The sequence below is a fragment of the Lutispora sp. QWL-02 genome (assembly GCF_058315355.1).
The window spans coordinates 2,167,118-2,191,616 of sequence record NZ_CM177762.1; the positions used below are offsets into that span (position 1 = coordinate 2,167,118).

Consider the following 24,499-nt stretch of genomic DNA (forward strand, 5'->3'; position numbering starts at 1 on the left):
TTTTATACTCCTAAGAAAATTTTTGTAATAGACCTTCGTCGAGGTCACCTGATTATCTCTTTTACTGTAGAAAGTTCTCAAAATCTCCGTTATCGGTTTTGAGCCGAAGCCCGGTAAAAAGTCGTCTGCCATCACGGACAATTCGCACAAATCCGGCCTTTTCAAGTGCAAAGTAAAAATCTGCGGTGCTGCGGACATATTCGTTTGTGTCAATGCTGTAATTTCGATACGCCTGATACAATGCACCGGAGCTTTCACGGAAACTGGGATCAAGCTCACATTTGTCGTCGAGAAAATGGCCAAACCAATCGTTCTGCGCCCGATATTCATCAATTGCTTTCTGCACGCATGCCGGAACGGGAATATTGTAATCCAGCTCGATAACCTTCTGTGCGCCTTCAATGATCCACGACAGAATGCTCTCTCCGGCGTTGTTGTAGAGGTACTCGCCGTAGTTCTTGATATCGTCGGAGCCTTCAATCTTTGCATTGAACGGAATCACGATTAGCCTGCGCCAGATACCGTCGTCGGAAGCGCTGACCTTCGGCAGGTGATTGGTGTAGAGGACCAGCGTATGGCAGGGCGTGAAGCTGAACGGGTCCTTGTACTTTTTCTCTGCGAAAACATCATCGGTGGAGCACAGCTGCTTGACAGTGGAATCGTTGAGCCGAGCACCTTCCTGCATCTCAGCTGCGATTAACAGTCGCTTGCCCTTGACCTCGGCCAGTTCTGGCTTGATGTTGCGGCGACAGCCAACCGTCAAAGTGTCAGCGGAGATGTTGCCGCTGTATAGGCCCAGCACACGGGAGACTGCATTCCAGAAGGTAGACTTGCCGTTGCGCCCGCAGCCATAGGCGATGATCAGCGCCTCAACATAGACCTTGCCTATAGCGGCAAGGCCGCAAATCATCTGAACATAATTGATGAGCTCCTGATCTTTGCAGAATATGAGGTCAAGGCTGTCATGCCAAAGCTGCTCACCTTTATTGCTTGGAGAAACTGAGGTTATTTTGGTGATATAGTCAGCTGGCGAGTGTTCCCGTGCACCTGCTACACCTTTACGGAGATCGTAGGTAGATTCCGGTGTGCAGAGAAGAAAACAGTCTGCGTCAAGATCACGCGGGGAGATCTCCAACATCGGGCGTGATTCTTTCAGCGTCGCTGAGATGTTCTTGGAGTCGCGGCGGCGAATTGCGAAGGACTGGTATGCTTTAGCCGCGAGAAATTCAGCATAGGCTTCGGACTGCGTGTCATTGAACAAAGATTCAGCTTTCGCCTTTGATGTCGTATCGAGAATGCTCTGTGCGCCACAGTCGGTCAGCTTCTTGGCAGCGGTCAGCAGGTCTTTCGTCGCTTCTTCGAGTTGGCGGCGGGTAAGCTCATGGGCGACCGCCTGCGCACCGGGCTCGGTTTCTTTCCAGTAATGCTCTGTGTAACGGATAAAATGTGTCGCCGGGGAATAGCGCAGCTCGCCGGAGAAGTGTTTCGCCAACACCTCGGCCTGCCCAACGTCGGAGAAATCTTCAGGTTTATACGATGTATCGTCGTTATAGACCTCCGGTGGAACATAACCGTCCTGCTGTTGTACTCTGGCGTAAAATCGCTGGGCACTGTGCCAGATGGTTGAAAGCTCAGAGTCTTCCAAAGGCGGCGTGCATTTAGTAGCTTCATCAAGGAAGCATTGGTATGCCTCCGCGCTGTCGCCATATTTCTTGATGACCCGACCGGCAAAGCGTGACATGGTGGCATTGCGGCTGCCTTCTGGGATTACCAGACTGGCCCCATAGCCACCAGCTATATCCGCGTCAAAGTCGTCGTTCTCCAGAAACTCGGTCAGATTCATGCTGCCAGGAAAGAGCTCAACCTCGACATTAGTGGTGCCGAAGAAGAAACGTGCCGAATCCAGCGCCTTGTTATCGAAGTACGGAAAGATGGAGTTGACCAGCTTCTTCATGTCGCTGTAAGCGACCGCATCGGTCATGTGTGTGATTGGGAAAAGAATATGGAACTTCGGCCGAGCGGGCTTTCCATTTTTTTCGCGCATGTTATAACGACTGTAATGAACTGCAAAGCAGGCATCTGGGAAAGCGGCAGCGACGTCAGCTGGTAGGACCCAATCGGCAGGGTCCTCTGAATGGTCGTTGTCACAGTCGACTGGTAGGCAATCCGCACCGAGAAAGTTGTCGCCGCTTCGGTAGTTGTTTTTGTACTCCGCACAGACGTAATCGTGGCAAACTGCCGCCCGCAAGCTGTCCACATCCGTGACCTCAGTTTTATTGGGATACGAGCAGTTGCTTGGGTTACCGATGATATCGGCACTATACAGAGTGAACATCAGTCGTGTACCTCCTTTGCACCATCCTCCAGAACCTTGGTGATGAATTTGAGCGCAGTGATGATCGTTTCGAGCTCACAGTCGCCGCCTAGGGTAACTTCGAAACCTTCATCACCATAACGGCCAAGTGGGCAGACCTGAATATCTGTGCCGCCTTCATTTTCAATGCGGAAATAGGTACGGCTGCCATGTCCTGTATCGCCGCCCTGATACCCGTTCGTGCCGGCTTCGACTTCAAGAACATTGGCGCTTATGATTTCACGCTTATAAGTAGGAACTTCTATGCCGCCGATGCGGCGTATACCTTCAGTGATTGCAAACATCTTGTACCTCCTCAAAATCTTCTGTGAAGCAACGCAGGCGGTAGTTTTTCCACCTGGCTCTTTTTATTTCTGCCTGCATGCCGGGAGAGATTACGCTGCCGAACACCCACACTTCGGAGCATTTGCTCATAAGGGCATTTCCAAAGAATAATCCCAGTTCACGCTCCTTCGGGTCGGTGTCGTCCATGAACTGCGGGAAAAGCAGATGTGGTGCGACCGGGATGAACCCCTTGTCCACAGCGAAACGGCAATAATCCCGCGCTGCTTTTACATTCTTTTCGATGTCTCCCGCATAGGGAGAACAGATATAAACAATTGGCCGGAATGCGCGGAGTGCGCGTTCCTCTTTCTCGATTAGCAACAAGGCTTCGTAGGCGGTTGGGTCAGGATAACCTTCGCTATTGCGTATATCGATACTCATCGTGAGCCTCCTTTCTCGACGGGCTGTCATCGCCCGTATTTACTAACCACTGGAGGTGACAGCCCGCTTTTGACGAAAATAATCAGTCTTTTTTATAGAAATTTGTTTCGTACCCATCAGCACGGAGCAGAAGTCCCTTCGCCCACGGCGGTGTTCTGCCCATCTGTTCGCAGACTGCCTGAAGAGACACACTCGGGTCGGCTTCAATGACGATTTCGTCGTGTATGTGCATGACAATAGAGCAGTTCCGCAGTGTCTGCATGGCATAGCTAAGAATGTCGCGCGATGTGGCCTGCACAATGTTTTCCACGAATTTTGGACCGTAGGAATCGAGGCGTTCCCATTTCTTTGTGCTGCCGACGCCTTCATAGGTGATACACTGTCCGCCGAACTTGTTCTCGCCGATGCGCGGCTTCACATATGAAAGCCTCCGGCCGGAAGGCAGCGTGATAAAGAGCATCCCGCTCTGACAGGAGAACACAATGCCATGCGAGATGTTGGTGTGCTTGTTCCGGACAGCCTCAAGCGCAGCCCGGTCAACATCCCACCAAAACTTCACGATATTCGGGTTAGCCTGCCTCCACGCATCAACCAGCAGAGGAAGCTCGTCCTCGGTTAGTCCCATTTCCAGAGCGCCCATCGCTTTCAGTGCACCGACAGAACCGCCATAACCGAGCGCTAATTCTGCGATTTTGCCTTTTTGACGCAGGTGGCCGTTGACGCCATGTTTCTCAACCGGAACCTTGAACATCTGGCTGGCGCTGGCGCAATAAATGTCGCCGCCCTTGGCAAAGATATCTTGACGCCACTGTTCGCCGGCCAGCCATGCGATAACACGGGTTTCGATTGCCGAAAAATCAGAAACGATGAGCTTCGTGCCGGTACGTGGAATGAATGCAGTACGGATAAGCTGAGAGAGCGTGTCCGAGACATCTTCATACAGAAGCTCCAGCGCATCGAAATCTCCGCAGCGTACAAGAGCATGGGCTTGCTCCAAATCGGGAAGATGATTTTGAGGCAGGTTTTGCATTTGAATGAGTCTGCCAGCCCAGCGTCCGGTTCGGTTAGCACCATAAAACTGGAACATACCGCGAGCACGACCATCGGCACAGACGGCGGCTTCCATCGCCTGGTACTTCCGTACCGACGATTTGGCAAGCTGCTGTCGAAGGGAGAGCGCATTGCCGAGCGGCTCCGGTGCGGTTTTCAAAAACTCTGCAACAGCTTTCTTGCCGAGCGTATCCGTTTCCAACCCGTTATCAGCGAGCCATTGCTTCATCTGCTGCACAGAGTTCGGGTTATCCAAATCTGTAAGTTCTTTCATTGCCGTGGTAAGCTGCAGTCGGGACCGGCTGTCCATGTCAATGGCTTGCTTGACCAGCGTCATATCCAGAGCGACGCCACGGTCGTTTATTTCCTGATCAAGGTGGTATTCATCCCATACTCGATCCGGTACCGGGAATTTGGAGAGCTTTTCTTGAACGGACATTTCCGTTTCCACATCGCGGGCGTTATACCGCTTGAGGTTGGTCCATTTATCCGGTGAATGATACGGACGATTACGGGTGCGGCCGTCATTGGATTTTGTCGGAGTGCAAGGCTGGCAGAAATATTTGATGAGGTCTTTGCCCTCGGTGAGTTTCTGCTTCTCAAGTCCAAGTACTGCACCTACGCCTTCCAGCGACAGCGGCAGTCCCATCGTTGCAGCCCATACCATTGAGCAGCGCCACTGAGATGGGTCGAGATATTCACCAGTCGGAAGCCCAAGGAAGCGGGAGAGGCAGATACGTTCGAAACTGGCATTGAATGCCCATTTCATTACGGCCTCGTCAGTTAGCGCAGTTGTGATTTCATACGGGAGTTTCTCCCCGCAGGCAAGGTCAATGACCTGAACAGGACCACAATCTGCGCTAAAGCCGAACAGAAGAATCTCGAAGTCAGGAGCTTCTACATATTTATAAACACCGCATTTGGAGAGCGGTGCGCTGCTGTAGGTTTCAATATCTATAGAGAGTGTTTTCATAGGATTGTCCTTTCATGGAAACAAGGGCGGCAGAGAGCGAGTCCCTGCCGCCGCGTGTTTACTCCGTTTTGATGGAAGTATCCTCGGCTTTCTGGCGTTTGCGGCGCTTTTCTTTGAACTCTCCTACGGCGAAGATGATAATCCCCACAAGGTTTCCGATTAAGTAACCAACAGTGGCTCCGAAACACACGGAAAGCATCATGCTTTGAATTTCAGACATGTCAGCCACCTCCATCAGGACAGGAAATCGGCGTCGTTGTCGGACGCGAAGTCATTCTCTGCGCTTGTCTTGCCGCCAAGAGGCTCGCCGGCGCGGATGAGCTGCAGGTTATTCAGACCGCAGGCAATACCCTTGTTGCCGTTGCTGTTGAAGGCATAGAAATTGATGCTGGCGCGGCCGTACACTCCGGAGTACACCTCGGAGCGGGTGATAACGGGGTTGCGATCAGCATCTACAATACCGGGTGCTGTCGTGGAGTTGGCATTGATGAAGTAAGCGTTTGCATAAGCCGGATCATCAGGGCGCTCGACGTCGCCGTCACGAAGCGGGTTTTTGATTGCAGCCAGAGGCGGCACGGTCTTGCCGTTGCCCTTGAGCTTGGACTCGCCTTCGCGATAGGCAGCTTCAATGGCAGCCTTTAGCTTGGCGACGGTCTTAGTGTCGGACTTCGGGATAATGAGGCTGACACTGTATTTCGGAGTGCCGCCGTTGATGGATTTAGGCTCCCAGACGTTTGCATAGGACCAGCGGGTATCGGGACCGGTGATAACTTTCATGGGGTTGTTGACCTTGTTCGTATTGTTAGACATATGATTGTCCTCCTTAATTTTCATTAAAATCGGCTGCTGCCGTTGACATTACCGGACGTTTATCGCTCTCCGGCACAAGAGTGGGTTTACCTTGCGGCTTTTCAATGTAAGGACTTAAGAGTTCATCAAAGCGGGATTTTCCGAGCAGTTTCTGCATGGCTGTAACACCGAGCACCTTGCGCTCATACGGATCGAAGCCTGCGTGCTTGACGACATCGGCGACAACCGTGTCGTTAACGTATTTCCTGTTGGAACGGCCCTCGACCAGCTTCCAGCCGGCCCATTCCTTGCCGCTGATTGCCTGCTGCAGGGCGTATTCCTTGATGTCCGAGGCCCACGAGACAAGCTCATCCACCTTCGAGAGGATTTCCTCAATATCCTCATCTGTGAGGAGTGGCGGAAGCTTGAATTCATACTGCGCCAGAGCAAGATTCGCTTCAGCGCGGGCACGGCAGTCATTCTTTGCCTTGCAGAAGCCGCACCATTCGCCGCAGAGAAAGTTGCCGTCACCAGCAAAAGCAAGCTCGGCGGTGGGCTTTAGGACTTCGTCAGCCCAGCGGTACAGGTTATCCTTGGATATTTCATAGGTGCTGACGTTGTCTCTGCGTGGTTGGTAGATGGTCATGCTGACCGTTTCGATGTCGTAGATCTTGTCAAAGAGTTCAAGCGCACCGAGGGCGTAGCACATGAGCTGCGGATTTTCCTCTGCTCGGACGAGCACGCCAAGCCCATGCTTGTAATCACAGATTTTTAGGGTGACATCCGCGATAATTAACGCATCCGCCGTTCCGAATCCGCCCTCCACCCAGCGTGAAAAGTCGACGCGCTGTTCGATGAGCACCACCGGATCGGTACAGACCTGCTTAGCGGCTTCGACCTGTTCAAGTACATAAGCGGCATAACCAGTGGCGCAGTCGTTCATTTCCTCATTGAACCATGTCAGGTTTTCGGTCGGATCATCGGCTGGGAGCCCCAGCGCCTTGCGGAGTTTGTACTCGCAAAGAGCGTGGGCATCGGTCCCTTCAGCGGCGTAATCGCTACCCTTGTCCTCGTAGCTTTCACAAAGCCGTGCGGAAGGCGGGCAATGGAGCCAGCGGTCAGCGCTGGATGCGGAGAGAATTGCATGTCCTTTAGGTGGCATCGTTCAGTACCTCCACATCGACAAGCAGCGCCTTGTAGTTGGCAGGGTCAAGCTGCGAGAGCTTATCTGCGCCGTACTTCTGAAGCAGTGAGCGTATCTCGGCAGTGTGGCCCTTGCGGGACTTTTCCGCGAGCACAGCTCTTACTTCTTCCAGTGTCAGTAACGGCTCTGATGCGGGAGCTTCTTCGGCCGGCTCATTAGCGCTGAACGCCTCGGCCAGCCAGTTTGCCACGTCGTTAATAGCGGCAGCAGCGTTGCGCAGTTCTTCGATAGACGCAGCCATTTCGCTCATTTTGCTCATCTGCTTTTCCTCCTTCCATGTGTTGACTCTGATCGGCAAGTATCGTCAGTTTTCTTGCCAGGCGTTTGGACACGACACTAATTGCGGTCAGAACTTCAATAAGCTCCCCGTCTACAGCGCGGGTTCGGGTATCGGTTCCGTACATCTCGTTCACCTCCTTGGAAGGAGCGGTTGTCGTTTTTGCTCTTTCCACTATCCACTGGAGGTGAGGAGACCGTTTTGACGAAGGTAAAGAAAATATTTTGAAAAAAATATCTCCGGCCGTTTTATGGGACGGCCGGAGATGTAGGTTTAGAATAGGTCTGGGTATTCGCGCTGCAGGAGTTCTTTGGCCTTCTTTAGGCGGGAAAGAAATGTAGTGCGTGGGATACCAATTTTGTCAGCGATCTCCGCATCGGACATTCCGGCCATACGCAGGTCGCCAATAGGACGGGCTTCCGGCATGATCTCAGCGAGACGCTGAAAGAGCATGTCCAATACGATCTGGTCGGTAACGACATCTTCGATGCTGGCGGTTGGATCGGCGAGCTTGTCTAACATGGAGAACTCCTCGCCTTCGCTGTTTTGGTATGTAAGGTCAAGGGAAAGGCTATCTCCCGGTGCGTGGAATGGACAGATGAGGCAGTCTCCGTCACACAGCCAATGCTTATTTTTGGGACACATGCACTGATGATGCTCCTGAGCATGTTTTCTGGTAGCCCAGATGTCGCGGTAGTAAGCGTAATATTGCGTCTTGGTGACTTCGACCCACTGCTTTTCACGGGGCAGGTAGATCTTGTAGATACGTGTTTGACTCTGATTTGCTTGGTTTGTCATTAAGAATTCCTCCGTTTTTCGATTTCTTGAAACGGAGGAAATGCGCTGCTCAGCTGAAAAAGGCAATAAGAGCCCGACCGCAGTCCATCACAGATTTCTCCGTTTCGGATTGCAGCTTTCCTTCCAGTGGTCAGCTGTTATATACAGTTGCATCCTTTCGTGCTGGACCCGCTGTAGCGAACAGCGGCATCGAAAGTGATTCTTTGTGGATTTACGTAAGATTTTGTTAAAATGAATTGATTTATGGGAGATTATGTGTTATACTATATTAGTATTTTTGTACCCATGGGATCTACGGCTTTCACAATAAACAAAATGCACTTACGTCAAACCACAATATAAGGATACTTGATTCTGGAGAAGAAGTATTTCCTCTGAGTTTGACCCGCGCTTGACACGATTTTTCATGAAAGGGGTTCCTGATATGACACTTTGTTTTGGTTCATACGGACAAGCGGTAAAAAAAGCGAAGAAGTCCCCAAAAACAAACATTGTTGTTGCGGGACTTCTTCTGTCACTGGTTACTGATAATGTTGATGTCAAAAATCAAAACGATGAACCATTTGACTTGTCAGATAAAACTGCCAGCCTTTATCTGAATTGCAAAGATCATGTATTGCAGGCTATTATATATGCATCTGGAATGCCAGTAGTAACCAAAGCATCGGAAAAATATTTTTCCGATAAAGTAATTCCTGAGTTGGAACCCCTTCTTATTGATAATTTAATCCTGGACATATGCAATATCTACGAAGATGATAACGATGTTCCGCCAACACTAAAATATGAGTTCACAGCTATTGCCGATAGAAAACATTTGGCAGCCTTTCTGTCAAAAACATTTTTATATGCGATAAAAAAAGAAAACAAGGTTTCTCCGTTAATAGCCGCCGCGAGCAGTGATAGCCTTATGAAACAGGCTATATCAGAACTTGATAATGTGGAAACCATCATAAAAAAATATCCTCGTCCTCAAGAAATACCGGTACCGGAATTTCCTGATGATGAGGAAATGGAATACATACGAGCCCTTCTTGCTGTATATGCAGAAGAATTGAAAACAGAGGAAACACTCGAATTGACTGATTTGGATGACGCCCCCGCTTTCAAGAAAGATTTATCTCGCCGCCGCAAGGATTACTATGCTGCTGAAACAATTCGTGAAGGAACAAGGGATACCTTTGGTGATACGGAAGAATCAAATTTTTCGACATTGAAGGAAGATATTCTCGATAGCGTATACGACGAGTACATAAAAGCTCATCCATCATCGATGGATCGGTTGAACAGCGTAATGAGCCAAGCGGCTCTTTCTTCTGCAAATAGGTGCATTCTGCTGAGCAAGCTGGCATGGGTCAGCGCGCGTGAGAAAAAGGGTGTTTGCCACTTTCTTGTAAAAGATGGTGAGTTGAAGTGGGTGGTCAAGGATGGGTGAAATATTTAATTCGATATTTGAATTATCTCTTCGAGCTCTTTTGGTTTTGAAAAACGCTCAGCGTGCATTAACTGAAGAGGAAGTAGCCACTGCAGATTTTATTGCTGTGTACGGCACGGAATTTGGTATCGCTGATGTAAACTTGCATGGAGCCAATTCTTATAAATATTGCGAATTGGCAACGAGACGTAAGAAAATGGATGATGCGCTAAAAGACCTTACACTTCGTGGAGTTATAGACCTTGTATTATCTGAAAAAACAGGTATGGTCTACATAATCAATAGTGCCGGCTATGCCCTTTGTGAAAGACTTGAAAGCACATACGCAAAGGAGTATTTACTGTATTCACAGCGCGCTTTACATTATATTTCTTCTCACGGAATAAAGGTGATTCGGTCAGAAATACTACACAAATCTCAGCCAAATATAGGGAGGGATGAAAATGCTTGATTTCTATGTAAAGAAAATTACGATATCCGGCAAAGGGAAAAAGCCCTCCTCTATTGAGCTAACACCGGGTCTAAATATCATTTGTGGACCCTCTGACACTGGAAAAAGTTATGTTATCGAAATATTAGATTATCTGTTTGGCAGTGACCATATCCCGATTGATGTGAAGCATGGCTATGATACTTTTGAAATGTATGTGCACACGTCTCGTGGTAAGGTCATTGTCCGTAGAAAGGTCGAGAATGGAGACAAAACGACCACTGCTGAAGTGATTAGCTCCGATAACAGAATTGACTCCGGCAATTATAAAATCAAAAAAGGGACTCCCAACTTAAACGAAGATGTGTGGCTAAAAATCATGGGTGTAACCGAGCACCATGATATTATCAGTACGCAAAAATATAAGACACAACGACTTACAATCCGTTCCATTCTACACATGATGTTGGTAAAGGAAGAGAACGTGATTCAGCGTCCATCTGTGTTGATACCGACCTACCAGTCAACAGCGTATCTTTCAAGCCTGTATTTCATGATAACAGGCGAAGATTTCAAGGGCGTTACACCGCACATTGATAAGACAATCCGTGAGGAACGAAAAAAGGCAGTTATTGATTATATCAACGTGCGCCTTAACGTAATTGGTGAAAAGAAGAAAAAACTTGAAGAATTGCCCGCTCTGGACACTCATGTAATAGAGTTGAAGATTCATGAAATTATCGATGAGATTTCTCAAACTGAAACCCAGATTATAGATGCTGTAGCAAAAAGTAAACGTCTATTGGAAGAAATATATTCAGTGAATGACCAAATCACTGAATGCGAACATTTGCTAGAACGACAAAACGCGCTGAAGTCGCAGTATGTATCTGACATCCGGCGATTGGGGTTTGTCATTGATGGGGAAGCGCATGCATGTGAGATATCGCATCTCCATAAATGCCCGCTCTGTCATAACGACTTGCCGAAAAAGGAGGAAGAGAGCTATGTCGCAGCATCCACCGTTGAACTGACGAATTTGAGAATGCAGCTAAATGATATCGCCGAAGCAGAGCTCGCTTTCACATCGGACCGTGATGAGCTGTATGACCATTTGAATGCTTTGCTTAGTAAGCGAGAAGACGTTGAATCGCTGATAAAAACCGAGTTGCAACCCAAAATGAGCACCTTGCAACAGGCACTACGCACTTTTAAATATGCGGTCGAACTTGCTAAAGAAGCTGCAATGCTTAAGGAAGATGAGACAAGCCTCAAAAGCGAACTTTTCCAAAAGGAAAATGAAGACGAAGATACTGAAACACTCTTTGATATCAAAACCCGCTTTGGTCCTGATATTATGAATATCATTGATGACTACCTGAGTGAAACCCTGAAGGCATGCAATTTTGATAGTTTCGGTCAAGTTCGTATTGATATAAAGTCGGTGTTTGATATTGTAATTGATGGCAAAACAAAGTATTCATATGGCAAAGGATATAGAGCTTTTCTCAATACGATCGTAGCATTTACTTTTATGCGGTACTTGAGCGAGTATGGCATGTATTCACCAGGGCTTTTAGCAATTGACTCCCCCATTCTGTCGCTAAAGGAACCGGGAGAAGAAAAAGCGTCGGATACAATGAAAGCGTCACTGTTCCATTATTTTGTTGAACATCAGAAGTGCTGTCAGATAATCATTTTGGAGAACAACATTCCTGATATCGACTATGGGGAAACCAATATCGTGCAGTTTACGAAAGACCCCGATACAGGAAGAATCGGACTCCTGTATGAGCCGTAATGCGCCGCGAATGTTTGAAAATGAATACGGAGGTAAAGAAATGTCCGAAAATAAGCAAGCCGAAAACTGGGTATCAATGAAAGAAATAACGTCATACCTTGATGTTAGCAGAGAGACTGTATTGCAATGGATTAGCAACCGAAGTATGCCCGCAAGTAAAGTCGGACGCCTATGGAAGTTTAAAAAATCCGAGGTCGACGAGTGGATTCGCTCCGGCGGTGCCGCAGAAAGCAAATAATACTTGCGTTTATAAAGGAGTGTGACAAATTATGCCTGACTTAAAATATGAAATCAAGCAGAAAATAGCTTGCCTATCTGAAGAAAAAGGTGGATGGATAAAGGAGATTAATCTTGTTTCTTGGAATGGCAACGAAGCTAAATATGATATTCGCGCATGGTCTCCCGATCATACAAAGATGGGTAAAGGTGTCACACTTTCTAAGGACGAAATTAGAACATTGACATCCGTGCTAATCGAGTTGTTTAACGATGGGAACTAAAATAGCATGGAGCCGCCACGAAGCAGCAATCCTACTGGACGGCTACATTGAAGTTCTAAAAGGCGAACTTCCAAGGTTGCGCATTATAAAAAGAGTATCAGCTGATTTGCGAAAGATGGCTATTAACAACGGGATGGAAATTGACGATATTTTTCGGAATGAGAATGGTATCTCTTTTCAGATGCAAAGCATGGAATCCGCGTATTGTGGTAGAACAGTGATGAAAGCAGCAACATTGCTCTTTACTGAGATTGTAACTTTATATAAAGAGAACCGTGGAGAATACGAAAAGCTATTGAAGGAGGCAAGGACTATGATTGATGGCAAACTCAATTATAAAGAAAACTTTTTGTCATGGCTTGCCGGAGTTATGCCAACTGCTTCAATAAAGGCGGTGCTTGCTTCATATGACACGATTGAACAATTCTGCCTAAAGCTCAAAATATTGAAAACTCCGTTGTTTGAAACGACAGATTTAGATATATTAAAGGCCGTCCAAAAGACGGTATCTCAAAATAAAATTTTTCGCATCGTCAACAAAAAGCAAATAAAGCATATTGATACAGCTATGTTCTGTCTGCTCAAATATGTTAGAGAAGGTAACCATGAAAAGGTCAATGCAAAAATCGCACCCGCACAGGATGTATTGGCTTCAAAGCAACCTGAAACACAAATAGTTTCGGAGAAACCACAGAAAGTGCCCGAAAATGTGCCAGAGCTATACGTTCGAACAGAGCAGGACAGGCGACTTATTGCTAAGTACCCGCTTGTTTACAAGCGTATATTCTTTTCCTTGCGTGATATGTTTGAACGCGGTGAAGGCGGAACAACAATTGCAGCGTTGTCTGAGCGGATAAATCACATAGCGCGGTGCGCTGATATTGAAGATATTCTTGATAATGTTAGCTGGTCAACGTGCGAAGATAGACGATATAAATTTTCTGAAGAAATTTCTCGTCATGACGAGCCCGTTGAGGTTTCGGCGGATTTATTGGAACTTGAAGTTGTGCAACCCAAGGCGGAATTTAATGTTGTTGACTTCAATAATATTGGCGATTACTCATATACGAAACCAATTAGCATTTCCTACTTTGATGACAGAATAACAGACGTGACTTCTTGGACGGATGTATATGTAAAGCTGGTATCAAACTTATATGATGACTATTCGAGCTCTATCCCTGTAGGCAAATCTTTCACAGGATCTGGACGAGTCGATTTTGGAAATAAAGAGATTGCAAGAACCATGACTGCGCCTAAACCTATATTTATGCAGATGTACTTGGAAACTAACTTAAGTGCGACAAATATCGTAGGAAAAATAAAAGCTCTGCTTGATATTTGCAGAGTGGACTACGAGAATGTCATTATTGAATATCAAAGGAAGTCAGATACAGTAGCTATGTCCCGTGTCACTACTGCTCAAGATAGCCCTATGTATTCAGGCATGATGATCGACAGTAATAGTTTTACTGCGTTTCTAAGTAATCATGAAGGAATGGCAGACAGTACTTGCCGTAGCTATGTTTCTGCTATTGGCACTGCTGAACACTATGCCAAAGAGCACCATTTTGAGCACCATCGGCTTTTCACTTCCGATTGGCGTGAAGCAAAAGCCACGGTTGATGCTCTGTTTAGTGACCCCGTTTTTGTCGAATACAATGACCAGCAGCACAATCGTTTTCGTGCCGCAATGAAGAAGCTGCTTCTTTTTTTACGAGCAGACCCTTCAGTTATTACAGCAGCTGGTAACAATGCAACTGGTCTTTCTGTGCCGCAACCGGTTGCGGACGAAAAATATATTGATGTTCTCACTCAGAATTTCCGTAAAGGTTTCCGTTTGGGCTCGCCCATAGAGCTCCGCAAATTTAAGCGTTGCTATGAACAAATGAACGGGAAAGCACTCGATGATGATGATGCTACAGTTGAGAGCAAAATTACTATTTGCGGTATTCAGTTTGAAGACAAGGTTTTTGTACCACAAACCATGCTCGGAGATGAAACGCGTGAGTGTCTATTTGCATACATTCAGAAGAGCTTTGACGAAGGGAAAACCGCCCTATATTATCAGGCTCTCTTTAATGAATTCTCCGAAGATTTTTTGGATTATTTCATTTACAATGCGGATATGCTCAAGGCATATCTCTCGTTTATGCTGGGTGAAAAGTACTTTTTCGGCAGGAGCTATCTTTCTATAAACGCTAATACAACGGTAGATCCCATAGATGAAATTCGCACTTGCCTAAAAGAATATGCCGTGCCGATGACCTATGATTCAATGTTTGAAAATCTCCCACATATACCACAACAGAAAATCAAGCAGATTCTTGCGGCAAACGGTGAATTTATCAGCAACGGTCGCGGAGAATATTTTCATGTTTCTGCAGTCCATTTCTCTGATGAGGAAATGGACAACATCGAAGAAATTATTGCTTCGGCTATTGAAGAGAAGAAATTTCTGAGTGGTAACGAGCTCGTAGAAGCCATCAAGTCGAAGTATCCTTACATATACGAGAAAAATTCAGCTTTCTCTGTGGTCGGTCTACGCGATGCGATAAAATACTATCTCTGCCACAAGTTCTCTTTTTCAGGCAACATTATCAGCAGGCTTGGTAGCGATCTTACCATGTCCGATGTTTTTGCGGATTATTGTCGTAGCAGGGATACGTTTACTCTTGACGAACTAAATGTGCTTGCGAGTGAACTTGGCACAGTTATCTACTTTGATCCTGTTTATGAGAATTCGCTACGAATCAGTCATGACCGTTTTGTGGCGAAGAAACGGGCACACTTCCTTGTGCAAGAAACCGATGCTGTGCTTGACCGTTTTTGCAGGGGAGATTATATCTCTATTGAAAAAATCAACGGCTATAGTCTTTTCCCCAATGCGGGATTTCCTTGGAACGAGTATCTGCTGGAACACTATGTTGCAGCATATAGTGAAAAATACACGCTTTTGCATACTGGCTTTAACGCCAACAAATGCGTCGGTGCTATCGTGAAAAAAAGCGCTGGATTCGAGAGCTTCGACGACTGCATTGTCACAGTTCTCGCAGACAGCAACATTACATTGAAGAAGCAGCACGCCTTGCAATATTTATGCGATGAAGGCTACATAGCCCGCCGCATTTATACCAATATCGAGGAGCTTCTCATCAGAGCGACCGCGCAAAGAAACAGAAAGGAAGCGAATTGATATGTACTCTTACACATGGGATATTGAGACAGGAGGGTTGCTGTTGAATAGCTCACCACTGGCATTCAGCAAGGAGCCACGTCCTGTTTACTATGAAGAACTCGACATCTTAGGCTTTGACCAAATATGGAATTACGAAAAGAACGATGCCTACCCTTATATGTGGGCTGAATCGAATAATTACTTTTATCGTGGGAGACTCGTAGCCAAAACGAAGGGTGGTTCACTCTACACCGCACCGGAAATTATCCTTGTTGAAGACCCAGAGCCGGATGGTCAGCCACTGCGTTTCGTGGACATTGCCGCAATGGTAGACAAAAACCGTAATCTGCTTGAGATCCTTGCACAGGATGCTATCAAGAGAATTTTCAATACATATGTGGAATACAAAGACAAGGTAGATGTTTTCTACGTTGCCTTTAGTGGCGGTAAAGACAGCATCGTTACACTAGACTTAGTGCAACGCACACTGCCACATAATGCATTTAAGGTGTTGTTTGGCGATACAGGTATGGAGTTTCCTGACACATATGAAGTTATGGATGTTATTGAGAGTTTTTGTGAACAGCAAGGTATTACTTTTCTTCGAGCAAAATCAAATTTATCAACAGACTTGACATGGAGCAGCTTTGGTCCACCGGCAGTTACAAATCGTTGGTGTTGCAGTGTTCATAAAACATCTCCTCAAATTATGCTCTTACAGGAACAAACAAATAAGCAAGGCTTCACAGGTATGGCTTTTACAGGAATTCGCGGGGATGAAAGTACTGCCCGAAGTGAATATACTGATGTGAGCTTGGGCGAAAAAATACGTGGGCAATATAGTTGTCACCCGATACACGAGTGGAATTCTGCCGAAGTTTTCTTATATATTTATCAGGAAAAGCTCGCACTAAACAGAACATATTGTAAGGGAAATTCTCGTGCTGGATGCCTTTTATGCCCCATGTCATCAGGGAAGCATGAGTTTATGAAGCAACAATGCTATACCAATGAAGTAAACTGGTTCGTCGATAAAATAAAAAACACTAGTGGAAAATCTAGCTTTACTGACTCAGAATTGCTGGATTTTATTGAACAGGGAAAATGGAAAAGTAGAAAAACTGGAAGAGAGCTTAATTTTGGAAACGACCATCATATTGTTGAAACTGATAAAGGGAAAACAATTATTTCGGTATTTGTAGCAAATCCGCGTTGGAAAGAATGGGCAAAAACAATTGGCGAACTAGTTGAAATAAGCGATACACAATACACTATAGATTATTGCAAAAAAGCATACGAAGTGACACTAACTCAAAGCTTAAACGGGACAACCTTTACTTTCCCCAACTGTGGGACAACAAAAGATGATATTAAGTTTATATCACTGTTTCGGAGCGTTATTATAAAGAGTGTGTATTGTATAGATTGTGGTGTCTGTGCAGCAAATTGTTCTGTTGGATGCATTGATATGCGACATGGATTTTCAATCTCCAACAAATGCATTCATTGCTATCAGTGTCATGATATTCATGAGCATTGTTTACGGTATAATTCGATTAGAAATAAAACAGGAGGCGGAGAAAGAAAAATGAAAGGTTTAGACAGATATTTTAGCTTTGGTATCAGAAAAGGTTGGCTTGAGTCATATTTTAGAGACCATGGTGCCGCTGAGTTTTGGCTTACCGATGGGCATGGTGCTGTGCCAAACAAGAAAAAAGATGCTTTTCTGAATTTTTTAAAAGATGCTGGACTTGTAACTTATAACAAGAACAACGGCGGAGACAAGTATACTAAGAACGAACCGAGTTCCTTCGCTATAGTTATGTTTAAATATGGCTGTGATTCTGAGACAATGTGGGCTATGCTTCTGTGTAATTTGGCATACACCCCCGAGTTCAATTGGTTCATTAAGAATGTTCCTTTTCACGAGGAGGTCACAACAGAACAGCTGAAATATATGCTGGAAGATATAATGGAAAATGATACCAAGGGGCTTGGGAAAAGAAACATAACCGACGCTTTCAAATCGCTCCTAATTAAAACGCCATTTGGTGCAGAAATTGGACTGGGGCGCTGTGATTATGATGAAAAAACCAATGCACTTGGCAATGAAACGATAACACTTAGGTCATTAAATCGTGGTAGATGGCAAAACCCTGACCCGCTTGTTATTCTCTACTCACTCTACAAATTTGCTGAAGCTTGTGGTGATTATTATCAGTTCACATTAAACCGCTTGCTTGCTCACGATATTGACAGCGATGGCGTAAGTCCTACGCAAATCTTCGGACTTGAACGCGACCAAATGGAAAAACTGCTCAACGGACTCTCCGTAAACTATCCTGACTTCATTACGACCAGCTTCACGCTTGATTTGGATAATATCACGTTAAATGCTGACAAAACATCGCAGGATGTTCTGTCGTTAATGTAAGGAGGATATGAGATATGCCGATGCTTGAGAAATATCGTCATTATTTTGACATTGATCCGGATTACTTTCCGGCTGTAAATGAAGCTGTTATTTCAAAGAATCCTGAAATGTGGAAGAAATTTTTTCCTCATGATACCTTCGTTAAGCTTGTTCGCAATACGGTAAGTATGCTCGATCGTAAACAAAAGCTCTCCCTTTGGGTTGAGGGTGCTTATGGCACCGGAAAATCCCATGCAGTGTTGACTCTCAAGAAATTGCTCGACGCAAGTGAAGAGGATACCCGCGCGTACTTTGAACGGTACGTCATGGATAAAGACCTTTGCTCTAATTTCCAGCGCGTAAAAAACAGCGGTAAGATTTTGACGGTTCATCGTTATGGCTCGGCAACTATTCGCAGTGACCACAACCTTGTTTTTGCTATTCAAGAAAGCATTGAGAAAGCTATGATTGATAGCGGAATAGAAAACAAGGGCGGCAATGCACTTAAAAGCGCCACTATCAAATGGCTGACCGATACAGATAACAAGAACTACTTTAACAGTCTGATGACCGGCAAGTACTCCGACCTTTTTGGCGGAGATGATGTCGATGCTGTTCTTGAAAAGCTTTCTACCTTCACGGGTGATGCGCTTGCCAAGTTGATGGATAAAATATTTAAGGTTTCGGACGAGCGTCAAATCAAAGCGCTTTCTCTGAGTACAACAGCGCTTTGTGACTGGATTCGTGAAATCATCCATGCGAACAATCTGAAGGCTATTGTTTTCATTTGGGATGAGTTCACAGAGTATTTTTATAATAATGCGCGTAATCTGACAGGCTTCCAAGAATTGTGCGAAATCAGTGAAACAGAACCTTTCTATTTTATTATCGTCACGCATGTAAGCTCCGGTTTGTTCCACGAACGCGATCAGGATTTCATAAAGCTAAACGGGCGTTTCGTTAACCCGCACTGCTTAATTAGTCTGCCAGAAAACATCGCTTTTAAGCTGATGGGTGCAGCAATGGAAAAAAACAAAGATCCCGAAGTTGTAAGAGATTGGAATATTACGACAGGCGATTTGGCGGGTCGTACTACCGAATCACGCAAACTCGTTAAGAATGCTGCACGTATTAGCGACTCAGAGATGCTGGATATTCTCCCGATTCATCCTTACACGGCACTGCTGCTCAAGTATATCTCCTCTGCATTTGACTCTAATCAGCGCAGCATGTTTGACTTTATTAAAAACGACCGTGGTGATGAAATAAAGGGCTTCCAGTGGTTTATCGACAACTTCGGTCCTGATGATGAAAATCCGCTCCTAACAATAGATATGTTATGGGAATTCTTCTATGAAAAGGGCAAAGAATATCTTGCGCACGATATCCGCGCTATTCTTGATTATTTCACTCGTGCCGGAAATCAGCACTTGCAACCAGATGAAACCAGAGTGCTAAAAACAGTATTGCTCCTGCAGGCTATTTCTCAGAATGCCGGCGACTCTGTCGAGCTCTTCATTCCGAATGAACGCAACATAAATAACGCCTTTGAAGGTTCTGACCTTGATGGAAGCAGAGCTGGCCGTTGCGCCGAAAAATTGGTGCGCGATAAAGTGTTATTCAAAAAGCAGCTCGGCGGTGGCAAATTTCAATATTGCGCCTATGTGAATGAAGTCAGTGGTGCCGACCTTAAGCCGTTCTTAGACCAGATTGATAAAAAAACAACGACACAGCTTGTCACCGAGGAGCTTGTCGACAGGACAAGAATCACTGACGCAATTACTCTCGGTGGGGCGCTAAAACTCCGTTATGAACTTCGATATGTATCGTCAACCGACCTTGATTCAACTGTTCGCCTACTCCGCAATCAGGAAGCGAATTTTACAAATAAAATAGTTGCTGTTGTATGCTTTGCAAAAGACGACGCGGAAAGTGTTGTCATTGGTAAGAAGATTAGCGATGTAGTCAACAGCAGTGACAATCATATTGTCTTCATCGATGCCTCTCGGACCCCATTCGGTGCTGATGGGTATACCCAGTATCGTAACGATATGGCACAGTCCATGTATCAACAGGGCAAAGACAATACCCTTGCTACACAATATGCCAACAATGCAAAGGAAGCGCTAAAAAGATGGAAAAACCGTATTTCCAACGGCGAGTTTATGGTCTTCTCTGAAAGCAAGCCAAATGGAGAAAGAGTTACCACGATTGAGGCACTTTATTTGGCGTTGGAAGAGATTAATAAACAGAGGTTCCCAAGTTGCCTTGAAGGAACATATAGTGTTATAGCCAATATGTTTACACCAAGTAGCCTGAAGCAGGGTGTTGAGTGTGGTGCAACTCAGAAAACGTCCGGTACATTCCTTTCTGGAAGCCCATCGACGAAACTTGAAAACGCCCTTGATGGAGCATGGAAAGTTGATGAGTATTGGATAGCATCTCCACATCTGCTCATATCAAAGATTAAACTGCTTGTTGATAAAATTATCACTGATGCTTTTGAAACCGGCGGTGGTCGCGTTTCTATTAAACGGATATATGATACATTGAGTCTACCACCTTATGGCTTTATGCCTTGCAATCTTTCGGCATTTATCCTCGGATTCGTGTTAAAAGAATATGCTACTGGTTCGTATAGCTGGAGTGACGGGCTTACCAACGACCTGCTTGACATTAATAAGCTCAAAGAAATGGTCGACGAAGTGATTCGGTTGCAAATCACGCCTAACCCTCGATACAGGGACAAGTATATCGTCGCAATGACCGATGATGAAAAGGCCTTTAATGAAGCAACGTCTATTGCCTTCAATATTCCACTCAATCTCTGCACTTCTGTGGAACAGACCCGTGAACGTATTCGTAACAGAATGAAGGAATTCGCTTTCCCGATTTGGACGTTGAAATACATTCTGTCAAACGAAAGTCTTAAGACAGATACTGATGTTCTTGAAACGATTATCGATAGTTTCTGTGGTATTGCGAACAGCAATAATATGGGCGCAACCAAAACAGACAGCGATATTGCCATGTGTATCGGTCACGCTTGTATTGACCATCCGAATGCTGCAGAAGATTTGAAGAGCATCCTTACTAAAGAAAAATGCGCTCAAGGTATGACAGAATACCTGAAGACATTTGAAAATGGCGAGCTTATTTCACTCGCATCAACCATCGGTGATGGCGGGCAGTATATCAACGTTCTGCGCCGTAAATTCGATGCGGATGCCGCTAACTGGGTATGGAATGTTGACACCGTACAACAGAAAATCCGCGAGGTAATTCTTGAATATAAAATTATTGATGAAAGCAATAAGACACTTTCTAAAAACATCACTTTTGAAGCGACCATAAAAGAATGGTGTACCAAGTGTGGATACATTCGGGTTTCTTTTGCTGCCGCAAAAAATTATCTTGACGAAATATCGCCTTTCATGGAACTCCTATGTGCAATAAAAAAATCGGGACAACTTCTAGATTCCCAGAAGCAAAAATTCTATGATTTACTTGTGTTAAATGGTGAAGCTTTCCGCAATCTGTATAATAATCAAGCCGACCTGTTCAAGCGCGTTTGCACTTACTACTTGAGCGACCTATCGGACGATGAAATCCGTGAACTCTATGCTACTATGCCCGCTGGTGCCTTCACGCAAGAGAAAAATGATTATTTTGTTTCTGTCGAAGATAAGGTTAAAGCATATAAGGCAACGCTCGGAAGTGCTAAGCTGAAGAAATTATGGCAGGATAAAACTGGCTCCAGCTCTCCGAGAGAATGGTCGAAGAAGCATAAAATGCCGATACTCTGCTTAATCCGTGATGAAGAAGTACAAAAGGCACGAGCTGCATTTGGTACCATAAACAAGAGCCATCCTGATGCGCAGTCTATTGATAAGGCTATAGAGTATCTTGAAACGGCAGATTTTTTTGAATCGCTGAACAATGATAATGCACTGGATGTTGCATTTCGCGATGCAATTATTAAGGATTATGCTGTTCTGCTTACAAATATTGAAGAAGTCAAGGATTATCTTGACCGAACCTTAACATCAGATCCATATGATTGGTTTGGTTTACCTGAAGTCGACAAGCGTCTAAAACAAATGGCTGAGGCAAAATACTCTCAAAGTGGTTGTACCCGCGCGCTTGAGAAAATTGACAAGATGGGTATTGAGGATGCACGAGAGTATCTAAAGAGCCTTATCAAAGACAATATGATTGTCGGTATGGAGATTATCAAAGGAAAGTAAAGGAGGCGAGCACATGAACACCGAGGCGTGTATAAAGAAAATAGAAAAGTACCTTTCAAAAAGCGATGTTGGCGTGCTTGTGGTTGATGTGCAAAACTCTGCCGATTTATCGGATATTGTTTCTCACTTCAAAGTCAGTGGCAATACTTTTATTGCTACAGCCGACTATTGCAAAACCGATGAGCTTCCACGTATGGATACATTACTTGATGTTATTGCGAAAAAGGAGGAACCTGTTTTTCTGACGGGGTTGACTTCCTTTTTGAAGCTCAAGGGTGAAACAGAACTTAAAAGTGAATTATCAAATCTCCTTGCTATGACTATTGCTGGTCACGTTGTTGTTCTGTCGTTTCAATGCAGGGTGTATTTGAATTTCTCCGACCCGCGTCTCTCTGGGCGTATCTGTATAGTAGACGGCGTCGAAGATGACCATACAAAACTCATCTTCACATCAAGCGAGTTGCCGCTTCCGAAGGGTATTACTATTGTTTCAGGAATTCATGCTTTTGCGGATGTAGTAGAAACGAAGAAAGTTGCTACAATTTATATCAACACAGAGAAGGAACGAAAAAACTTCCCAGATTCTCTCTATCTAATATCAGATCTAAAAAAAGCTTATGATGCTCTCGCATTCAAAGATACCGCAACGCAGACGCTGACTGAAGCTCTGGGTACTGATATAGATTGGAAATACGCTCTTGAGAAATTAAAGAAAAGTGGCACTTGGGAGGCTCTCATAACAGCTGAGTTTGGCAATACTAAAACTCTTGACCTTGTAATACCCAATTACTTAAACTTTGATTCCGAGAAAAAGTGGTTGTACTTTATTGCATTGAAATTATATGGAGCGAAGAATAATTGGTGCCTTAATACTGCTGCATCCAGAGCCGCAAGCGTAGTCGATTTGGTTCGTCATGCATATCGAGATATCTTGGAAGTCGAGCCAACAAGCAGCACTTTCATGGATTGCTACAATACAAGAAAAGCGTTACTAAATGCATTTGGCAATCCGATTGATGATGTTGTCGATTTCTGTAAAATTGTTATTAGTAAGGAAAAGACTGCGATTTATTACTTAACTGATAACACTCAACAGGAAAAGGAAACGATATTCTTCTTGCTTGATAGGTATGGTCTTGAATTTAGTAAGGAAGAACTGACCGCAATTTTGAAAATCGTATATCCTAAACTGCATGCATATCTATTGCCATTTAGATTTAAAAATTCTTTGCTTGATGATTACTTCCAGGCATACAAGTATGAAAAAATCATCAACAAGGTACTTCCTGAATTCGAGGCCATTGTCATGGAGCAAGCAGAAAAGCGAGAATATAATAGCATTCTTGAACCTCGCGCTTCACGAGTCGAGGCTATTGACAAACATGGGGCGCAGTTATATTTCATCGATGCTCTTGGTGTAGAATACCTCGGTTTTATCATGTCTTTATGCCACGATAGAGGAATGATGGCTCGTGTGGATGTGTGTCGCTGTGAATTGCCGTCGATTACAAGCCGTAACAAGGAATTCATTGATGCATTTGCAAATTCAACGCATCCGATTATTTCAATAAAAGATATCGATGAAATCAAACACCATGGCAAAGATGACTATGATTATCAGCCGGTGAAACCTCCAATTTATATTTCACAGGAACTATCAATTATCGAGGATGTAATCGACAAGATAAAAGTTAAATTAGCGAATGGTACAATTGATAAAGCTATAATAATATCAGACCACGGGGCTAGCCGACTTGCAGTTATCCACGAAACGGAAAACCAGTGGGAAATGGGCAGTAATGGTATCCATTCCGGCAGATGCTGCCCTAAATCTGAAATTGACGTTCAGCCTGACTTTGCAACAGATGCTGATGATTTCTGGGCACTTGCGAATTATGACCGTTTCAAAGGGGGGCGCAAGGCGAATTTTGAAGTACATGGCGGCGCGACTCTCGAAGAAGTAACCGTACCGATAATAGAAATTACTTATACGCCTGGGACAATTGAAATTAAGCTGATGCCGTCTGATGCCCCAGCCAGCTTTGTTGGAGTACCTGAAATTCTTGTTAGCTATCGTAAAAAAGCGGCTGTAAAACTGTTCTCTACAAGAACACTGCAGGATGTAAGCGTGTGTGTTAACGGTAAGTACTACGACGCAACGCCAATAGACGGTAATTTCTTCTTAGTGGAAATGCCAGATATCAAACGTGCAAGGCAATACTCTGTAGATGTATATGCGTGTGGAAATTTGGTTGCATCAAATCTTCCTATCGTTGTTAGAAACGAAGGTTCCAGTGTAAAAGACCTACTGTAAGGGGGGAATCA

General features: G+C 44.9%; 18 protein-coding genes. 9 read left to right on the top strand and 9 right to left on the bottom strand.

Annotation, left to right across the window (positions count from 1 at the left end):
* Positions 1-61 precede the first annotated feature (61 nt).
* From AC4HCY_RS10090 to AC4HCY_RS10130, 9 genes are all read right to left on the bottom strand, one after another.
* Positions 62-2,335, bottom strand: a complete 2,274-nt coding sequence (locus tag AC4HCY_RS10090) for a phage/plasmid primase, P4 family (protein WP_491096016.1) — start codon at positions 2,333-2,335, stop codon at positions 62-64.
* Positions 2,335-2,658 (bottom strand): hypothetical protein, encoded by a 324-nt coding sequence (locus tag AC4HCY_RS10095; protein ID WP_491096017.1) that lies wholly within the window; start codon positions 2,656-2,658, stop codon positions 2,335-2,337. The genes AC4HCY_RS10090 and AC4HCY_RS10095 overlap by 1 nt, the downstream gene beginning before the upstream one ends.
* Positions 2,642-3,079 carry a DUF7768 domain-containing protein gene (locus AC4HCY_RS10100; protein WP_491096018.1) on the bottom strand — a complete coding sequence of 146 codons (438 nt, stop codon included), beginning with the start codon at positions 3,077-3,079 and terminating at the stop codon, positions 2,642-2,644. The genes AC4HCY_RS10095 and AC4HCY_RS10100 overlap by 17 nt, the downstream gene beginning before the upstream one ends.
* Before the next feature lie 82 nt (positions 3,080-3,161).
* On the bottom strand, positions 3,162-5,102 hold the full coding sequence (locus AC4HCY_RS10105) for a DNA polymerase (protein WP_491096019.1): 1,941 nt from the start codon (positions 5,100-5,102) through the stop codon (positions 3,162-3,164).
* Positions 5,103-5,160: 58 nt separating this feature from the next.
* Positions 5,161-5,322, bottom strand: coding sequence for a hypothetical protein (locus AC4HCY_RS10110; protein WP_491096020.1), 162 nt, complete (start codon positions 5,320-5,322; stop codon positions 5,161-5,163).
* 14 nt (positions 5,323-5,336) lie between these two features.
* Positions 5,337-5,912 (bottom strand): DUF2815 family protein, encoded by a 576-nt coding sequence (locus AC4HCY_RS10115; RefSeq protein ID WP_491096021.1) that lies wholly within the window; start codon positions 5,910-5,912, stop codon positions 5,337-5,339.
* Between the two features lie 13 nt (positions 5,913-5,925).
* Positions 5,926-7,053, bottom strand: a complete 1,128-nt coding sequence (locus AC4HCY_RS10120) for a DUF2800 domain-containing protein (RefSeq protein WP_491096022.1) — start codon at positions 7,051-7,053, stop codon at positions 5,926-5,928.
* Positions 7,043-7,354, bottom strand: coding sequence for a DNA ligase (locus AC4HCY_RS10125; protein WP_491096023.1), 312 nt, complete (start codon positions 7,352-7,354; stop codon positions 7,043-7,045). Before AC4HCY_RS10125 ends, AC4HCY_RS10120 begins: the two co-directional genes overlap by 11 nt.
* A gap of 291 nt (positions 7,355-7,645) precedes the next feature.
* Positions 7,646-8,170, bottom strand: coding sequence for an RNA polymerase sigma factor (locus AC4HCY_RS10130; RefSeq protein WP_491096024.1), 525 nt, complete (start codon positions 8,168-8,170; stop codon positions 7,646-7,648).
* Positions 8,171-8,594: 424 nt separating this feature from the next.
* Here AC4HCY_RS10130 and AC4HCY_RS10135 point away from each other — a divergent pair, with 424 nt between their 5' ends.
* Genes AC4HCY_RS10135 through pglZ form a run of 9 tightly spaced genes read left to right on the top strand, consistent with a single transcriptional unit; the run spans position 8,595 to position 24,488 of the window.
* Positions 8,595-9,605, top strand: a complete 1,011-nt coding sequence (locus tag AC4HCY_RS10135; RefSeq protein WP_491096025.1) for an ABC-three component system protein — start codon at positions 8,595-8,597, stop codon at positions 9,603-9,605.
* A complete protein-coding gene (locus tag AC4HCY_RS10140) occupies positions 9,598-10,056 on the top strand; it encodes an ABC-three component system middle component 2 (RefSeq protein WP_491096026.1) in 459 nt (152 codons plus the stop codon). Before AC4HCY_RS10135 ends, AC4HCY_RS10140 begins: the two co-directional genes overlap by 8 nt.
* Positions 10,049-11,836 carry an AAA family ATPase gene (locus AC4HCY_RS10145; protein ID WP_491096027.1) on the top strand — a complete coding sequence of 596 codons (1,788 nt, stop codon included), beginning with the start codon at positions 10,049-10,051 and terminating at the stop codon, positions 11,834-11,836. The genes AC4HCY_RS10140 and AC4HCY_RS10145 overlap by 8 nt, the downstream gene beginning before the upstream one ends.
* Before the next feature lie 40 nt (positions 11,837-11,876).
* On the top strand, positions 11,877-12,074 hold the full coding sequence (locus AC4HCY_RS10150; protein WP_491096028.1) for a helix-turn-helix domain-containing protein: 198 nt from the start codon (positions 11,877-11,879) through the stop codon (positions 12,072-12,074).
* A gap of 31 nt (positions 12,075-12,105) precedes the next feature.
* Complete coding sequence (locus AC4HCY_RS10155; protein ID WP_491096029.1) at positions 12,106-12,336, top strand: YdbC family protein; 231 nt, start codon at positions 12,106-12,108, stop codon at positions 12,334-12,336.
* Positions 12,326-15,532 carry a hypothetical protein gene (locus AC4HCY_RS10160; RefSeq protein ID WP_491096030.1) on the top strand — a complete coding sequence of 1,069 codons (3,207 nt, stop codon included), beginning with the start codon at positions 12,326-12,328 and terminating at the stop codon, positions 15,530-15,532. Before AC4HCY_RS10155 ends, AC4HCY_RS10160 begins: the two co-directional genes overlap by 11 nt.
* A gap of 43 nt (positions 15,533-15,575) precedes the next feature.
* Complete coding sequence (locus tag AC4HCY_RS10165) at positions 15,576-17,948, top strand: phosphoadenosine phosphosulfate reductase domain-containing protein (RefSeq protein ID WP_491096031.1); 2,373 nt, start codon at positions 15,576-15,578, stop codon at positions 17,946-17,948.
* Between the two features lie 14 nt (positions 17,949-17,962).
* Entirely contained in the window at positions 17,963-22,174 is a 4,212-nt protein-coding gene (locus tag AC4HCY_RS10170) for a hypothetical protein (RefSeq protein ID WP_491096032.1), read from the top strand.
* Positions 22,175-22,187: 13 nt separating this feature from the next.
* Positions 22,188-24,488, top strand: coding sequence for a BREX-4 system phosphatase PglZ (gene pglZ, locus AC4HCY_RS10175; protein ID WP_491096033.1), 2,301 nt, complete (start codon positions 22,188-22,190; stop codon positions 24,486-24,488).
* The last annotated feature ends 11 nt before the right edge of the window (positions 24,489-24,499 follow it).

Coding starts and splice junctions, on each gene's coding strand:
- AC4HCY_RS10170 (WP_491096032.1), top strand. CDS start 17,963: ATGCCGATGCTTGAGAAATATCGTCATTATTTTGACATTGATCCGGAT.
- AC4HCY_RS10105 (WP_491096019.1), bottom strand. CDS start 5,102: ATGAAAACACTCTCTATAGATATTGAAACCTACAGCAGCGCACCGCTC.
- AC4HCY_RS10110 (WP_491096020.1), bottom strand. CDS start 5,322: ATGTCTGAAATTCAAAGCATGATGCTTTCCGTGTGTTTCGGAGCCACT.
- AC4HCY_RS10120 (WP_491096022.1), bottom strand. CDS start 7,053: ATGCCACCTAAAGGACATGCAATTCTCTCCGCATCCAGCGCTGACCGC.
- AC4HCY_RS10150 (WP_491096028.1), top strand. CDS start 11,877: ATGTCCGAAAATAAGCAAGCCGAAAACTGGGTATCAATGAAAGAAATA.
- AC4HCY_RS10135 (WP_491096025.1), top strand. CDS start 8,595: ATGACACTTTGTTTTGGTTCATACGGACAAGCGGTAAAAAAAGCGAAG.
- AC4HCY_RS10100 (WP_491096018.1), bottom strand. CDS start 3,079: ATGAGTATCGATATACGCAATAGCGAAGGTTATCCTGACCCAACCGCC.
- AC4HCY_RS10095 (WP_491096017.1), bottom strand. CDS start 2,658: ATGTTTGCAATCACTGAAGGTATACGCCGCATCGGCGGCATAGAAGTT.
- AC4HCY_RS10115 (WP_491096021.1), bottom strand. CDS start 5,912: ATGTCTAACAATACGAACAAGGTCAACAACCCCATGAAAGTTATCACC.
- AC4HCY_RS10130 (WP_491096024.1), bottom strand. CDS start 8,170: ATGACAAACCAAGCAAATCAGAGTCAAACACGTATCTACAAGATCTAC.
- AC4HCY_RS10160 (WP_491096030.1), top strand. CDS start 12,326: ATGGGAACTAAAATAGCATGGAGCCGCCACGAAGCAGCAATCCTACTG.
- AC4HCY_RS10155 (WP_491096029.1), top strand. CDS start 12,106: ATGCCTGACTTAAAATATGAAATCAAGCAGAAAATAGCTTGCCTATCT.
- AC4HCY_RS10145 (WP_491096027.1), top strand. CDS start 10,049: ATGCTTGATTTCTATGTAAAGAAAATTACGATATCCGGCAAAGGGAAA.
- AC4HCY_RS10090 (WP_491096016.1), bottom strand. CDS start 2,335: ATGTTCACTCTGTATAGTGCCGATATCATCGGTAACCCAAGCAACTGC.
- AC4HCY_RS10125 (WP_491096023.1), bottom strand. CDS start 7,354: ATGAGCAAAATGAGCGAAATGGCTGCGTCTATCGAAGAACTGCGCAAC.
- AC4HCY_RS10140 (WP_491096026.1), top strand. CDS start 9,598: ATGGGTGAAATATTTAATTCGATATTTGAATTATCTCTTCGAGCTCTT.
- pglZ (WP_491096033.1), top strand. CDS start 22,188: ATGAACACCGAGGCGTGTATAAAGAAAATAGAAAAGTACCTTTCAAAA.